The following is a 14542-nucleotide window of genomic DNA, read 5'->3' on the forward strand; positions in this document are numbered from 1 at the left end:
ACCCTCCTGGCTTGTTTAGACCTCTACGCCCATGCCTTTTGCAGCTTCGATAACGTCTTCGATGCGGCCTACTAGGCGGAATGCATCTTCCGGAAGATGATCGTATTTTCCATCAAGGATTTCACGGAAGCCTTTGACAGTTTCCTTAACTGGCACATAAGAACCAGGCTGGCCGGTAAACTGCTCGGCAACGTGGAAGTTTTGCGAAAGGAAGAATTGGATCCGGCGCGCACGATGTACCACTAGCTTATCCTCATCGGCAAGCTCATCCATACCAAGAATCGCAATAATGTCCTGAAGCTCGCGATAACGCTGAAGCGTCTGCTGAACTTGGCGGGCTACATTGTAGTGCTCCTCGCCAACAATTTCAGGCGTCAATGCGCGAGATGTCGAAGCGAGCGGATCCACCGCAGGGTAAATACCCATTTCGGAAAGCTTACGCTCAAGGTTTGTCGTTGCATCCAAGTGGGCGAAAGTCGTTGCCGGAGCCGGGTCGGTATAGTCATCGGCTGGAACGTAAATTGCCTGAATTGATGTAACGGAACCTTTATTTGTAGACGTAATCCGTTCCTGGAGGCGGCCCATTTCTGTCGCAAGCGTCGGCTGGTAACCAACCGCGGATGGCATGCGTCCGAGAAGGGCGGATACCTCCGAGCCTGCCTGCGTGAAACGGAAAATGTTATCCATGAAGAAGAGAACGTCCTGTCCCTGCTCATCACGGAAATACTCAGCCATTGTCAAACCGGTAAGGGCTACACGCATACGCGCGCCAGGCGGTTCGTTCATCTGACCGAATACCATCGCTGTCTTTTTAATAACGCCCGAGTCAGTCATTTCATGGTAAAGGTCATTTCCTTCACGTGTGCGTTCGCCAACACCGGCGAAAACGGAAATCCCACCATGCTCCTGGGCAATGTTATTGATCAATTCCTGGATAAGGACGGTTTTCCCTACACCCGCACCACCAAAAAGGCCGATTTTACCACCCTTAATGTATGGTGCAAGCAGGTCAACTACCTTAATTCCCGTCTCAAGAATTTCGACTTCGGTCGAAAGTTGCTCGAAAGTAGGAGCCTCGCGGTGAATGGAATCCCTACGGGCGCTAGCCGGAACTGGTGCGTCCAGGTCAATTGAATCACCCAGTACGTTAAAGACACGCCCAAGTGTTACATCCCCAACCGGAACAGAAATAGGGGCGCCTGTGTCCACTACTTCAAGTCCGCGTGTCAGCCCGTCCGTGGAAGCCATTGCAATGGTACGGACAGTATCGTCACCAAGGTGAAGGGCTACCTCAAGGGTCAGGTCGATATCGACTTCTGATTCATTGCGCGCTTTGGAACTTATCTTTAATGCGTTATAGATTTCCGGCAGGTTGCCGCTGTCAAACTTAACGTCAACAACCGGTCCCATAACTTGCAGGACATGTCCTGTGTTCATCGTTTTCCCTCCAATCTGAAAAATCCGGGGACCATGGCCATGCCATTGCCTTTTAAGGCAATACAGCAGAAGACCTTGGCCGCTCAATCGTGTCGCGTGTTTACTCCAAAGCAGATGCTCCGCCGACAATCTCCGTGATTTCCTGAGTGATTGCCGCCTGGCGGGCACGGTTATATTTCAAGCTATATGCATTGATAAGCTCTTTTGCATTGTCGGTTGCATTCCTCATCGCCGTCATCCTGGCAGCATGCTCGCTAGCCTTGCTATCTAGGAGAGCGCCATAAATAAGGCTTTCCGCATACTGTGGGAGGAGAACTTCAAGAATTTCCTCGGCATTTGGCTCGAATTCATAGGATGTAAGCTTTGTGGATGCGGAAATATCCGTTAATGGAAGCAGCTTCTTTTGGATTACTTCCTGTGAAATCGCACTGATGTAGTGGCTGTAATACATATACAGTTCGTCAAATGTACCATCGGAAAACATGCCCACCGTACTGCTTGCAATTTCCTTTATATCGTCAAATGAAGGCTGGTCGGAAATGCCGACTATATCTAGTACGACATTCATGCCTCTTTTACGGAAAAAGTCGCGTCCAATCCTTCCAATTGCAATAATGCCAAATTCATCATTCGATTTATGACGATCCTGGATTGTCTGGTACAGCTGGCGCAAAATGTTGCTGTTATATGCGCCCGCAAGCCCCCTGTCGGATGTGATGACAAGGTAACCAGTCTTTTTAACCGGCCTTGACTGGAGCATTGGATGGTTAGCATCCTTGCTGCCAACCGCAATCGAAGCCGTCACTTCCTGAATCTTTTCCATATAAGGGACAAAGGACTTGGCACTCATGACTCCACGGTTCCATTTTGCCGCCGATACCATTTCCATCGCCTTTGTAATCTGGCTCGTTTTCTTTGTGGAAACAATCCTGGATTTAATGTCGCGTAATGATGCCACTGGTTCTCACCACCCTTATCAAAGTTAAGGCCGAGAGCCGCGTTGGCCCCTGCCTGTTATTGTTGGAGAATATACCGGCCCTGGCGCCCTTCCAGGCAAGCTCCCGTTATGGGGAAATCGTGCCAACCGGAAGGGCTCAGCGCCATAGCCATTATTCCGAAACTGCAAACGTCTTTTTAAATCCGTTGATTGCAGCAGCCATATCGTCGTCGGAAGCAAGTTCCTTCGTCGTACGGATATGGTCCAACACGTCTTTGCGGTTGTGGTCGAGCCATGTGTAAAATTCATTTTCAAATCGGCGGATATCGCCAACAGGAATATCATCAAGGAAGCCGCGTGTCAGTGCATAAAGAATCATGACCTGCTTTTCAACCGCAATCGGTTTGTGCAAGTCCTGCTTGAGCACTTCTACTGTGCGTGCTCCTCGGGCAAGCTTCGCCTGGGTTGCTTTGTCAAGATCGGAACCGAACTGGGCAAAAGCTTCCAATTCACGGTAAGAGGCAAGGTCAAGGCGCAATGTACCTGATACCTTTTTCATCGCTTTGATTTGTGCGGAACCCCCTACACGGGATACTGAAAGACCAGCGTTAATCGCCGGACGTACACCCGAGAAGAACAGGTCTGACTGCAGGAAGATCTGACCGTCAGTAATGGAAATTACGTTCGTTGGGATATAAGCGGAAACGTCTCCCGCCTGTGTTTCAATGAACGGAAGGGCCGTGATTGAACCCGCGCCTTTCGCATCGCTCAATTTCGCCGCGCGCTCAAGAAGGCGGCTGTGCAAGTAGAATACATCCCCTGGATATGCTTCACGGCCTGGAGGGCGGCGAAGTAGAAGGGAAAGTTCACGGTAAGCGGCAGCCTGTTTTGTAAGGTCATCGTAAACGACAAGGACATGCTTGCCTTCGTACATGAACTCTTCAGCCATTGATACTCCCGCGTATGGAGCTAGGAACAAAAGCGGCGCCGGCTGGGATGCTGATGCGGTTACAACGATTGTGTAATCAAGCGCGCCGTACTTACGGAGCGTTTCAACCGCGTTCCGGACTGTCGATTCTTTTTGTCCGATTGCAACATAGATACAAATCATGTTCTGGCCTTTTTGATTCAAGATTGTATCAATGGCAACAGCTGTTTTACCAGTCTGGCGGTCACCAATGATCAATTCACGCTGTCCGCGGCCGATAGGAACAAGGGCATCAATCGCCTTAATCCCGGTTTGGAGCGGCTCATGAACGGATTTACGGTCCATAACCCCTGGGGCGACCGCTTCAATTGGACGTGTTTTAGTAGTATGGATTGGGCCCATGCCATCGATTGGCTGGCCTAGCGGGTTAACGACGCGGCCAATAAGCGCTTCGCCTACCGGAACCTCCATGATGCGCCCTGTACGGCGTACTTCATCGCCTTCGCGAATTTCCGTATAAGGGCCAAGTATGATAATACCGACGTTATTTTCTTCAAGGTTTTGTGCCATCCCCATAACGCCGTTCGAAAACTCAACAAGTTCCCCAGCCATGACATTGTCGAGGCCATGAGCACGGGCAATACCGTCACCAATCTGGATGACTGTACCAACATCACTCACTTGAATTTCTGACTGATAGTTTTCGATTTGCTGTTTTAACAGCGCACTGATTTCTTCAGCTTTGATGCTCATGAGTTTCACCCCTATCTACAAATCTTAGGTCAATAGTTTACGTTCAAGACGGTCCAGCTTGCCTCGCAGGCTGCCATCGAAAATTCGGTTTCCGATCCGGACTTTGATTCCGCCAAGAAGGTCGGTATCAACAATATTTTCAATCCGGAGAGCATTTTTCCCAACCCTTGCCGCAAAAGAAGCTGAAAGCGCGATGCTCTCTTCGTCCGACAATGGCCGGACGCTGTAAACTTTTGCTTCGGCTATGCCCCTCGCATCATTGGCAAGCTCGATAAATCCATCCGCCACTCCGGGAATTTCATTTTCACGATGGCGGTCAATGAGGATCATAAGGGTATTTTGGACATATGGGTTAAGGTTCGTAAAAGCGCCCTCAACAATCGCTTTCTTTTGATCCAAAGAAAGCCTCGGGGAGTTCAGAACCGCATTCAATTCCTTGTTGTTCGCAAAAACATCTTTCACAACGCGAATTTCTTCTTCAATAGCGTCGAGGAGGCCACGTTCCTTCGCAATACGGAACAATGCCAGCGCGTACCTCTTGGAGATTATCGATGTGCTCATCGGCCTCTTCCTGCCTCTTGAATGAATTCGTCAATCAGCTTTTGCTGATCCTGTTCGCCCAATTCCCTCTCAATAACTTTCGAGGCAATCATGACGGATAGGGAAGCAACCTGCTCGCGGATAGCCGCGACAGCCTGTTCCTTTTGCTGTTCGATTTCAAGCTTTGCGGATTCCTTGATCCTGTCTGCCTCGGCGCGGGCGATCGAAATGATTTCCTCGCGCTGGACATCGCCCTGTTTTCGGGCATTTTCAATAAGGCCTTGTGCTTCAAGGCGCGCTTCTTTTAAAAGTTCACGCTGCTCCTCAAGATGTTTTTTGGCATCCTGGTTCGCTTTTTCAGCCTGGCTGATCTCATTGGAAATATGTGTTTCACGCTCTTTCATGATGCCCATCAATGGACCCCATGCAAACTTTTTGAGCAGTGCCATCAGCACAATGAACATGACGAGCTGGAAAAGAATATCCCCGCCGTTAAATAGGGGCTCTGCCGCACCCAAAACAAAACTGCTTGTCAACACCCTCGAGTCACTCCCTTCAAGAGTCATTCCGGAGATAGCCCCGGATACGTGTATGTGAAAATAGTTTACAAGTCAATTACTTCTGATGGATGTTTCTATGGTTTACCCAACATAAAAACAGGGCATAAAGCAATGGCGAAGGTTCATTATGGAATGATCTTCGCCATTATTGAACAATGCCCAGCTATTATTGAACCATGAACGCGATAACAACCGCGATGATAGGAATCGCCTCAACTAACGCAACCCCGATGAACATAGTTGTCTGAAGCATACCACGAGCTTCTGGCTGGCGGGCAATGCCCTCAACTGTTTTTGAAACGATAAGACCGTTACCGATACCTGCACCGAGTGCTGCCAATCCAATTGCAATTGCTGCTGCTATAGAACCCATTTAAAAGCTCCTCCTTAATGTATGGTGAATAAGTTTATTTTTTTGTCCATATAATGAACAGGTATATATTAATGGTCGCTGCTGACCTTATGGGCCAGATAAACCATCGTTAACATTGTGAAGATAAACGCCTGGATGGCGCCGATAAAGACAGAGAATCCTTGCCAGGCCAGCATTGGGATAACTGCTGCCAAACTCCCCCAAAATCCGGTTGCCATGCTTCCGGCAATAAGAGCGAGGAGAATTTCCCCGGCATAGATGTTACCATAGAGACGCAGGCCAAGCGTGAGGGTATTCGCAAATTCCTCAATGATTTTGATTGGGAACATGAACCAGAACGGCTTGAAGAATTCTTTGCCGTAAGCTCCGGCCCCTTTCATTTTAATGCCGTAGTAGTGTGACAGTCCGACAACCATCGTCGCCAAGGTCAGTGTGATGACCGGGTCTGCGGTAGGGGATTTCCACCACAGTTCATTTTTGTAGACGATTGAGAACGGCAGACCTAGAAAGTTTGAAATCGCCACATACATAATTAGGGTGATTCCGAGGATGTGGAATCTTCCGCCAGTTTTCCAGTCCATCGTACTATTGATAATGCCTTTGACAAAGTCCATGACCCATTCCATGAAATTTTGCATTCCAGTAGGCTTCATGGCCAGCCTGCGTGTTGACAGGACTGCGATGAGGAACACAACTAACGACGCGATTGTGATCATCAGAATGTTCGCCATGTTGAAATACAGACCAAAAAACGGACCCACTATAGGATTTTCATGATGCAATAGTATTCACCTCGCTTCTCTTGCTATTTGCGTAAAAAGGCTTGCTTTAAAAAATCTATCATAATGACAATATAGGATGTCATTAATCCCACCACAACGCTGATTAAATGAAATTGTTCGGGGTACTTCAACGCGATAATTGCCGCAAGGGCAGCAGTGGCCATTCTGTTGAAAGACCCGAGTGACCGCACCTTTTTGCCCTTCATCACAGCATCGCCGAACTTGTCTGTTTTCCTTACCATGAGCCACAAATTGAACAGGCTGCAGGCTGTCCCCAAAACGAGTCCGGCAAAAATAGGTTTGTGCGCGGTAAATCCCCAGCCAAGTACATATAATGAAAGTAAAAAATAGAGGTATCTTCTGACGCGGAAATAAATGGCCCTTAAATCGGACATATCATGTTAGTCTCCTGAATAATATTGCTTAACGAGGCGGAGCATGGCGTAGATTCCGGCCGCCAATCCGAGGAAAAGCCCAACGACCAGGAAAAGCGGTTCCGTCCCAGCTTTGCCGTCGAGCCACCTGCCCGCAAAAATGCCGATGAGCACGGATCCGGCCAACTGGGCAAGGATTCCCGACATAAGCGCCATTGCCTGGAATGGGGTTCGGTCGTTCCTTCGCATACGGTTACATCCCCTGCTTCGAGAATGGAAATCGGGCAAAACATCGTAAAAAATATGTATGAAAAAATCCTGTTTCAATGTGCAACATTTCCCCAGGAATGCTATGTAAACCCTATCATTTTATGCCCTTTGTAAGCATACAATAGCACCCTGTTATTGTCAATCCAAATGCGGTTAATCTATTCACAAACATAGGGGGGAAACGACTTTTTTCGCCAGAAACCGCATATAGGGGAAGGTTTTTAAATTGGAAGCGTTTTCACTATGTGTGAAGTGAATCTTGTGTTCCATAACAAAAAGCCTTTTTTTTCATCTGTTTTCAGCGCTAAATTCCTTCTTTTTTTGTTCGTTTTTTCAAAACAAAAAAGCTCCCTTTTCTAGGAGCCGTTTTCTTTCAATTAAATTGGGCGGTCGTTTCAAAAAAATCCTCTTTTCCCGCTTTTCTCGCAAATACTTTTACAATATAAATTCCCGGTTCCGGAAGGACTACTGGATTGATTTCCCGTTTCAGCATCCCCCTGCCGACCTTCCTCCCATAATCAAGGAAGCCCACAAATCGGAAATCGTTTTGGCGGAAAAGCGCGATGCCGAATTCATCCGCACCGCCAGGTAGGTAAACCTCATAGCGGAAAACTCCCGGCCTGTCTCCCTCCCCCATGGCGAATCCCATCACCCTTGGATAGTCCGGTTCGGTAAGCGCGAGGATAAAAGGAATTCGAATAGGCTTACCATCAGCTTGTAGCAACAATGCCCCATCGACAATCCTCCCTTTATAAACGGACGGGTCTGCAGTCACTGTCACACGCACCCTCTTCTCTTCACCGGTACCCAAGGTAAAGGGGAGAGGCAGTTTCCAGGCCAGCCCATCATCCTGAGGGGGAATCGAAAACGAATAGCGTATTGTCTTGCCACTCACATTTTTAACAATCAGTTTACTGTTTTGTGATGCCTTCCAAATTGGTTTGGCAATTTTTCCGAAAGTGAGCGAGCCGGGAAGCACAAGTGTCGCCGGAGCGGCTGCTTTGTCGGCCTGGATTCTTCCAGCCCCCTGTTCAAATGTCCTGTACGGCTGGGCATGGCTATTTTTTAATACAATAGCTGTATTCATTAACGCGGCCTTCATTTCCGCCGGCTCCCATTCGGGATGCGCCTGTTTAAGGAGAGCGCACACTCCCGCGACATGTGGAGCTGCCATGCTCGTCCCATTGAGAGCAAGGTAACCGCCGGGAACCGCGCTTGTAATCGCCACCCCCGGGGCTACCACATCCGGCTTGATTTCCCATGTTCCGGTGACAGGTCCCCGCGAACTGAAAGCCGCAAGCCTGTCACTATCATCAATTAGCTCGATTCTAACGGGTCTCCCGCTTCTTAACAGCTGATTGCCAGCCGCCGCTGACACCGTCCCCACTGGTATAGGAACGGATTCCTCCAAATTGCCGTAAAAAATACCCTTTGTGTTGTTATAAATAATGACTGCTCTTGCTCCCGCCGCAAGGGCATGTTTCACTTTTTCCGTGAAGGTAATTTTTCCACGCTTGATGACGGCAATTTTATTTCTTACGCCATTTAATTCTTCCGGCCTGCCAAACTTGCCGTCCACAATTTCAGCCAATGGCCCCGGCATCCACTTTCCCGAGCCTGCCATCTTTTCAATCCGAATTCTTTTTCCTGTTTCTTCTATAATAATAGTGGGAACCTTCATGAATGGCGTCGACGCACCGACGGAAATGGCTTTGGTGGCCGTTCCCGGTGCTCCCACCGTCCATTGGCCTGGGCCTGAATTCCCCGATGAAACAACAGGGACAATCCCTTTTTCCGCGGCTCGGTTTAGCGCGGTTGAGACGGGAAGGTCGGGCCCGTTGACGGCGTTTCCAAGAGATAAATTCAGAACATCCACCCGATCTTTGATCGCTTCTTCAATGGCAGCGAGTACAAGTTCAGTCGTCCCTTTTCCGCCAGGCCCCAACGCCCTATATGCTTTGATGGTTGCACGGGGCGCCACTCCCTGGATTTTTCCGTTACCTGCGATAATGCCCGCGACATGGGTACCATGGATTGTCGCTGCCTCCCCCGGTTCCTTTGTCTCCATCGGATCCTCATCCTTATCGACCAAATCCTTGCCGCCACCATAATTTCTTCTTAAGTCCGGATGTGTATAATCTACTCCGGTATCAATTACGCCCACTATCACTCCTTCTCCGGTCAGCCTTTTGCCATTCCTGTCAAAAAAGCCACGGAGCCTATTCGCACCAATCATTGCCGCTCCATTGGCTTGAATCTCTTCTGTATCCAAGCCTCCCTGTAATTGTTTTAGATTGACGTTTATTTTGTTGGATGGAATCGGCCGGATGCCTTTATGGCTATTCCCATGACCCGACAATTCTTCTTCGATACGATAAGTTTGCAATTCGGAGAACGACTCCACATTCGAATCTTTTTCAAGCTTCCTGATTTCTTCCAGCTTTCCCTCGATTGAAAAGCCATTCAAAGCCTCTGAATAGATATGCCGCACCTTAATAGATGGAAATTTTCGCAAAACCTGATTTGCCACCTCCTGTGAAGCAGGCTCTTTCAGGATCAAAATACCTCTTTTCACTTCTTGGGGTTTCATTTCCGGTAAGGGGGGGATTTTTAATGCCCAAGCCGCCTCGGTACCCGGTTGGAGGAGAAATACAATAATAAATGTGCTTATTAGTTTTTTCATATACCCTGTCCTTTTTCTGATAGGGTTTGAATAAAAATGTCATTCTATTCGATACCTCAGACTATTCATAAAAGATAGAATGTCCTCGCCATCCTGGGTGCTTTTTGCTATTGTAAAAAGCAACAATGCTTGGAGGCGGAATTACATGGTTCTTTTACGAAAAGTGGCCTTTACAAAAAAAATAGAGGAAAGTCATTATCCATTCAACCTGCCGCTAATTAAAAATTTCAAGGAATTAGCATTCGAAAACCCAGTTACGATTTTGGTTGGAGAGAATGGGACAGGAAAATCGACTTTCCTTGAAGCAATTGCGGCAAATTGCGGCAGCATCCTGATTGGAGGCGAGCCGATTGATACCGATCCGGCTCTCGCGCCGGCCCGGGAGCTTGGGCAGAAGCTGAAACTCTCGTGGAGTGTCCGGACAAAAAATGGCTTTTTCTTCAGGGCAAATGATTTCATCACCTATTCCAGAAAGCTCGCTGAAATTAAAGCAGAGTCGCGGCAAGCCTATCGGGAAATCAAGGAACGGGATCCCTATAGCCTGGAAGTATTGCCCTACGCGCGCACGCTTTATGAACTTGAACAATTATATGGGGAGGGGCTTGAGGTCCGCTCTCATGGAGAAAGCTTCCTTGATTTGTTCCAGGCACGGTTCCGCCCCGATGGACTGTATATTCTCGACGAACCGGAAGCGCCGCTCTCCCCCATCAAGCAACTTTCGCTCATATCGTTGATTCTGGAAATGGTAAAAGAAAACGGGCAATTCATCATTGCTACCCATTCCCCCATGCTGATGGCCATACCGGGAGCCGATATTTACACACTGGATGATGGTGAATTTACGAAAACGGATTACCGGGATGTAGAGCATGTCCGGCTGACAAAGGATTTTCTCGACGATCCGCAGCGATTTTTGCGGCATCTTTAATATATGGCTGCCCTCCTATCTGGCTTTTCATTTCGCCAGTCATATTTTTCTCGCTACATGCAAAAACCGAACAGATTTGGTATCCGTTCGGTTTTTTTCGAAAATTATTTTGTTCCAAAAAGCCTGTCGCCAGCATCGCCAAGGCCAGGGATGATATACCCATGGTCGTTCAGTTTCTCGTCAAGGGCAGCGATAAAAATGTCAACGTCAGGATGAGCGTTTTTGAAAGCCTCCACGCCTTCAGGGGCGGCAATCAGGCACATGAATTTCACATGTTTGGCTCCGCGCTTTTTCAGGGAATTGATTGCTTCGATGGCCGATCCGCCTGTTGCCAGCATTGGATCGACGACAATAAATTCACGCTCCTCAACATCGCTTGGCAGCTTCACGTAGTATTCAACCGGCATCAAAGTCGCAGGGTCACGGTAGAGTCCGATATGGCCAACCTTTGCGGCTGGGATTAGCTTAAGAATTCCATCGACCATCCCAATTCCGGCACGGAGGATGGGGATAATCCCTATCTTTTTACCAGAAAGGACCTTTGATTTCGTCACACTTACGGGAGTTTCAATTTCAATGTCCTCAAGTGGCATTTCCCTGGTGATTTCAAACGCCATTAGCGTAGCGACCTCATCGACAAGCTCGCGGAACTCCTTTGTTCCGGTGTTTTTATCACGTATGTAGGTGAGTTTATGCTGGATTAACGGGTGGTCAAATACGTATACTTTTGCCAAAATAATCGCCCCTTTACTAGTAGTATCCTCTTGAATAGGTTTGCACACTTCGTCTAATTTTACAGAAAAAACTTTTGCTCGGCAACAAGGAATGCCTTTTCTAGCCATTTTCCTTAACTGGGACTTCAAGGAAATTATTCCCTTGCCTGTCCATAAAAAAACCGGCCCGTTAATTATCGGGCCGGTGAAGACATGGCAGGTTCTCCAGTCTCATTGGTTCCTACCTATCAATATTCAGGGTATAGGGTGAACTTGGAAGTGAGCGCATCGACGCGTGCCTTTGCTTCATCAAGTTTGGCTTCATTCTCATTGTTCTTCAAGGTGAACGCCATAATCGAGGCGATTTCCTTCATCTCTTCTTCCCCAAAGCCGCGGGTGGTGACGGCAGCCGTACCAATTCGGATGCCGCTTGTTACAAACGGGCTTTCAGGATCGAATGGAATCGTGTTTTTATTGACAGTGATGCCGATTTCATCAAGCACTTTTTCCCCAACCTTGCCTGTCAAGCCAATGTTGCGCAAATCGACCAAAATCAAATGGTTGTCCGTTCCGCCGGAAACAAGTGTGATCCCTTCTTCCTGAAGTGCTTTGGCAAGCGCCTTTGCATTGGAAATGACACTTCCCGCATACTCCTTGAACCCATTGTTTAGTATTTCACCGAATGCAACCGCCTTTGCCGCGATTACATGCATGAGCGGGCCGCCCTGGATGCCAGGGAATACGGATTTATCTATTTTTTTCGCAAACTCCTCACGGCAGAGAATTAATCCGCCACGCGGGCCGCGCAGTGTTTTATGCGTTGTGGACGTGACAAAATCAGCGTAAGGCACTGGATTCATATGCAGCCCAGCCGCAATAAGGCCGGCAATATGGGCCATATCAACCATCAGGTAAGCGCCAATCTCATCCGCTATTTCACGGAATTTCTTAAAATCTATTTTCCGGGGGTACGCGCTCGCGCCGGCAACAATCAATTTAGGCTTGTGTTCAAGCGCTTTTGCCCGGACATCTTCATAATTGATTCGTTGGGATTCTTCATCAACGCCGTACTCGACAAAATTATATTGGACGCCGCTAAAATTGACAGGGCTGCCGTGAGTCAAATGGCCGCCATGCGAGAGGTTCATCCCGAGGACGGTATCGCCTGGTTCAAGAATTGTAAAATAGACTGCCATGTTCGCTTGTGCTCCTGAGTGGGGCTGGACATTCGCATGCTCGGCACCAAATATTTCCTTGGCGCGGTCGCGGGCAAGGTCTTCGACAACATCGACATATTCACAGCCACCGTAATAGCGCCTTTGCGGATATCCCTCCGCATATTTATTGGTCAGAACTGACCCTTGGGCTTCCATTACAGCCTCACTGACAAAATTCTCCGAAGCGATTAACTCAATCTTTGTGCGCTGCCTTTGCAATTCCTGCTGAATCGATCCAAATACCTGTGGGTCCCGCTTTGCCAAATGCTCCATTAACTAATCCCCCTCAGAAGTCGCGTTTCTATTTATTTCGAAAATTCGATACTATTTTAGCAGTTTTTTGGCGAAAAAGATACTCACGTACAGGAAAGATTTTCTTGGGTCCGTTCGTATACGGCCCGCGGTCCGCCAATTAGCTTTGGCCTCGTTTTGGCAAGAACGACATTCGCGTGCCCAACCGCCCGCCGGCCAACCCTGACCGGGACAGCAACCGCTTTCAGGTGCATGCCGATCAGCGTGTCGCCAATATCGATTCCCGCATCCGCTTTAACCGATTCCACCACAACGGCATCGTCGATTTTTCCAAAAGCATAAGTGGCCATCGCCCCGCCGGCCGTCCGGGCAGGAATAACCGAAACTTCCTCTAGCCCCCTTCGCTCCGCAGCATTTCTACTGATGACAACAGCCCTATTCAAATGTTCACAGCATTGGAACGCAAGCTCCGCCCCTGTCCGCTCACGGAACTTGTCCAACTGCCGATAAAGCATCTCAGCGACTTCCACTGTTCCCGCGGTACCAATATGTTTCCCGGCCACCTCGCTTGTGCTGCAACCGACGATAAACAAGCTGCCCGGTTTCAGTTCCACCTTCTCGAGGAACCCGTCGAGGATTTCGCTGAATTCCTGTTCCCACTTTTCAATATCCTTCTGCATTAGTATCCCTCCTCTGATTTTTACTATTGAACAATGAAGCCCCGCGCCGTCATCAAAAACGTCCGCGGGGCACTATCTCCTACAACCCGCAAATAAATCCTCCGAAACTACTCGATGGGTTTACAGGTGTTTTTCCTCATATTCTTTTATTTTGCCAACACGGCCTGCATGGCGTCCCCCAGTAAACTCCGTTGAAAGCCAGATTTCCGCAATATCCCGCGCGAGGCCCGGTCCGATGACGCGTTCGCCCATGGCAAGCATGTTTGAGTCATTATGTTCACGAGTCGCTCTGGCGCTGAAGGTATCATGGACTAGTGCACAGCGGATTCCCTTTACTTTATTCGCGGCAATGCTCATACCAATTCCGGTTCCACAAATAAGAATGCCCCTGTCGAACTCCCCGGATGCCACTTTTTCAGCAACCGGCAAAGCATAATCGGGATAATCGACGGACGTGCTGCATTCACAGCCGAAATCCTCATATTCAATGTTCATTTCATTAAGAAGAGTTGCTATTTCCTTGCGGATGTTGATTCCCCCGTGATCTGATGCGAGTGCTACTTTCATGATTGTTTCCTCCTAAAGTAAAAAGACTATAGATCAATTATTCCCTTTTTTCAGGTTCCATGAGCTTTTTGGCTGCTTTTTCTATGAGCCTGCCAAGCTCCGAGAAGGTGTCCCGGTAAACATCGGCATCGCCTCCAAAAGGATCGCCGACATCTGGATAGCCTTCCCCTTCGGCAAACTCCTTTAGCGTATAGGTTTTACCAAAAGCCTCTGGAAACCGGCTGGTAATCGCCTGTTTATGGGTAATAGTCATGGAAAGGATGACAGTTGCCCACTCTATGTCTTCCTTTTCAAGACTCCTTGATTGATGGGAATGGCTAATCCGGTTCTCATCCATTACGAGGATGGAATTCGGTGATGCGGGCGCCCCGTTGACAGCGAAAACCCCGGCAGACCTCACTTCAACCCCGGGAAGCTGTTTGCTTTTTAAAATTGCTTCGGCCATTGGGCTCCTGCATGTATTCCCAGTACAAACAAACAAAACTCGATGCATGTTCGGGCCTCCTTTCCTTCCATTATATAGCCCGTTTGCGCTATTTTCCAATCTG

16 protein-coding genes are annotated in these 14542 nt (G+C 48.5%); 1 reads left to right on the plus strand and 15 read right to left on the minus strand.

Annotated elements, in window-relative coordinates:
- Positions 1-15: 15 nt before the first annotated feature.
- The 10 genes from atpD to V1499_RS21640 all read right to left on the minus strand — a co-directional run bounded on the left by atpD (position 16) and on the right by V1499_RS21640 (position 9637).
- Positions 16-1437, minus strand: a complete 1422-nt coding sequence (gene atpD / locus V1499_RS21595) for a F0F1 ATP synthase subunit beta (protein ID WP_409272477.1) — start codon at positions 1435-1437, stop codon at positions 16-18.
- 100 nt (positions 1438-1537) lie between these two features.
- A complete protein-coding gene (locus tag V1499_RS21600) occupies positions 1538-2395 on the minus strand; it encodes a F0F1 ATP synthase subunit gamma (RefSeq protein WP_409272478.1) in 858 nt (285 codons plus the stop codon).
- Between the two features lie 151 nt (positions 2396-2546).
- Positions 2547-4055, minus strand: coding sequence for a F0F1 ATP synthase subunit alpha (atpA, locus tag V1499_RS21605; RefSeq protein ID WP_409272480.1), 1509 nt, complete (start codon positions 4053-4055; stop codon positions 2547-2549).
- 24 nt (positions 4056-4079) lie between these two features.
- The gene (locus V1499_RS21610; RefSeq protein WP_409272482.1) at positions 4080-4616 is read right to left on the minus strand and encodes a F0F1 ATP synthase subunit delta; all 537 of its coding nucleotides are present in this window, start codon (positions 4614-4616) and stop codon (positions 4080-4082) included.
- Positions 4613-5134 carry a F0F1 ATP synthase subunit B gene (locus V1499_RS21615; protein WP_409276360.1) on the minus strand — a complete coding sequence of 174 codons (522 nt, stop codon included), beginning with the start codon at positions 5132-5134 and terminating at the stop codon, positions 4613-4615. Before V1499_RS21615 ends, V1499_RS21610 begins: the two co-directional genes overlap by 4 nt.
- A 187-nt stretch (positions 5135-5321) precedes the next feature.
- Complete coding sequence (gene atpE / locus V1499_RS21620) at positions 5322-5528, minus strand: F0F1 ATP synthase subunit C (protein ID WP_316570565.1); 207 nt, start codon at positions 5526-5528, stop codon at positions 5322-5324.
- Between the two features lie 68 nt (positions 5529-5596).
- Entirely contained in the window at positions 5597-6310 is a 714-nt protein-coding gene (gene atpB / locus V1499_RS21625; protein ID WP_409272484.1) for a F0F1 ATP synthase subunit A, read from the minus strand.
- A gap of 23 nt (positions 6311-6333) precedes the next feature.
- Positions 6334-6705, minus strand: coding sequence for an ATP synthase subunit I (locus V1499_RS21630; RefSeq protein ID WP_409272485.1), 372 nt, complete (start codon positions 6703-6705; stop codon positions 6334-6336).
- A gap of 6 nt (positions 6706-6711) precedes the next feature.
- The gene (locus V1499_RS21635; RefSeq protein ID WP_409272486.1) at positions 6712-6933 is read right to left on the minus strand and encodes an AtpZ/AtpI family protein; all 222 of its coding nucleotides are present in this window, start codon (positions 6931-6933) and stop codon (positions 6712-6714) included.
- A 394-nt stretch (positions 6934-7327) separates the two neighbouring features.
- Positions 7328-9637, minus strand: coding sequence for a S8 family serine peptidase (locus V1499_RS21640; RefSeq protein ID WP_409272488.1), 2310 nt, complete (start codon positions 9635-9637; stop codon positions 7328-7330).
- Between the two features lie 145 nt (positions 9638-9782).
- Between V1499_RS21640 and V1499_RS21645 the strand changes: the two genes are divergently transcribed.
- Positions 9783-10565: an AAA family ATPase gene (locus tag V1499_RS21645; protein WP_409272490.1), complete on the plus strand. Its 783-nt coding sequence runs from the start codon at positions 9783-9785 to the stop codon at positions 10563-10565.
- A gap of 104 nt (positions 10566-10669) precedes the next feature.
- On the opposite strand, the gene upp is transcribed toward V1499_RS21645, so the two are convergent.
- From upp to V1499_RS21670, 5 genes are all read right to left on the minus strand, one after another.
- On the minus strand, positions 10670-11299 hold the full coding sequence (gene upp, locus V1499_RS21650) for a uracil phosphoribosyltransferase (protein ID WP_409272491.1): 630 nt from the start codon (positions 11297-11299) through the stop codon (positions 10670-10672).
- A gap of 227 nt (positions 11300-11526) precedes the next feature.
- Complete coding sequence (gene glyA / locus V1499_RS21655; RefSeq protein ID WP_409272493.1) at positions 11527-12768, minus strand: serine hydroxymethyltransferase; 1242 nt, start codon at positions 12766-12768, stop codon at positions 11527-11529.
- 83 nt (positions 12769-12851) lie between these two features.
- On the minus strand, positions 12852-13427 hold the full coding sequence (locus tag V1499_RS21660) for a TIGR01440 family protein (RefSeq protein ID WP_409272494.1): 576 nt from the start codon (positions 13425-13427) through the stop codon (positions 12852-12854).
- A 120-nt stretch (positions 13428-13547) separates the two neighbouring features.
- On the minus strand, positions 13548-13994 hold the full coding sequence (rpiB, locus tag V1499_RS21665) for a ribose 5-phosphate isomerase B (RefSeq protein WP_409272495.1): 447 nt from the start codon (positions 13992-13994) through the stop codon (positions 13548-13550).
- 37 nt (positions 13995-14031) lie between these two features.
- Positions 14032-14487 carry a low molecular weight protein arginine phosphatase gene (locus V1499_RS21670; protein ID WP_409272496.1) on the minus strand — a complete coding sequence of 152 codons (456 nt, stop codon included), beginning with the start codon at positions 14485-14487 and terminating at the stop codon, positions 14032-14034.
- Positions 14488-14542: the final 55 nt, after the last annotated feature.

Origin of the sequence: Neobacillus oceani (assembly GCF_046237595.1) — a bacterium.
Lineage (GTDB): Bacteria > Bacillota > Bacilli > Bacillales > Cytobacillaceae > Bacillus_D > Bacillus_D oceani.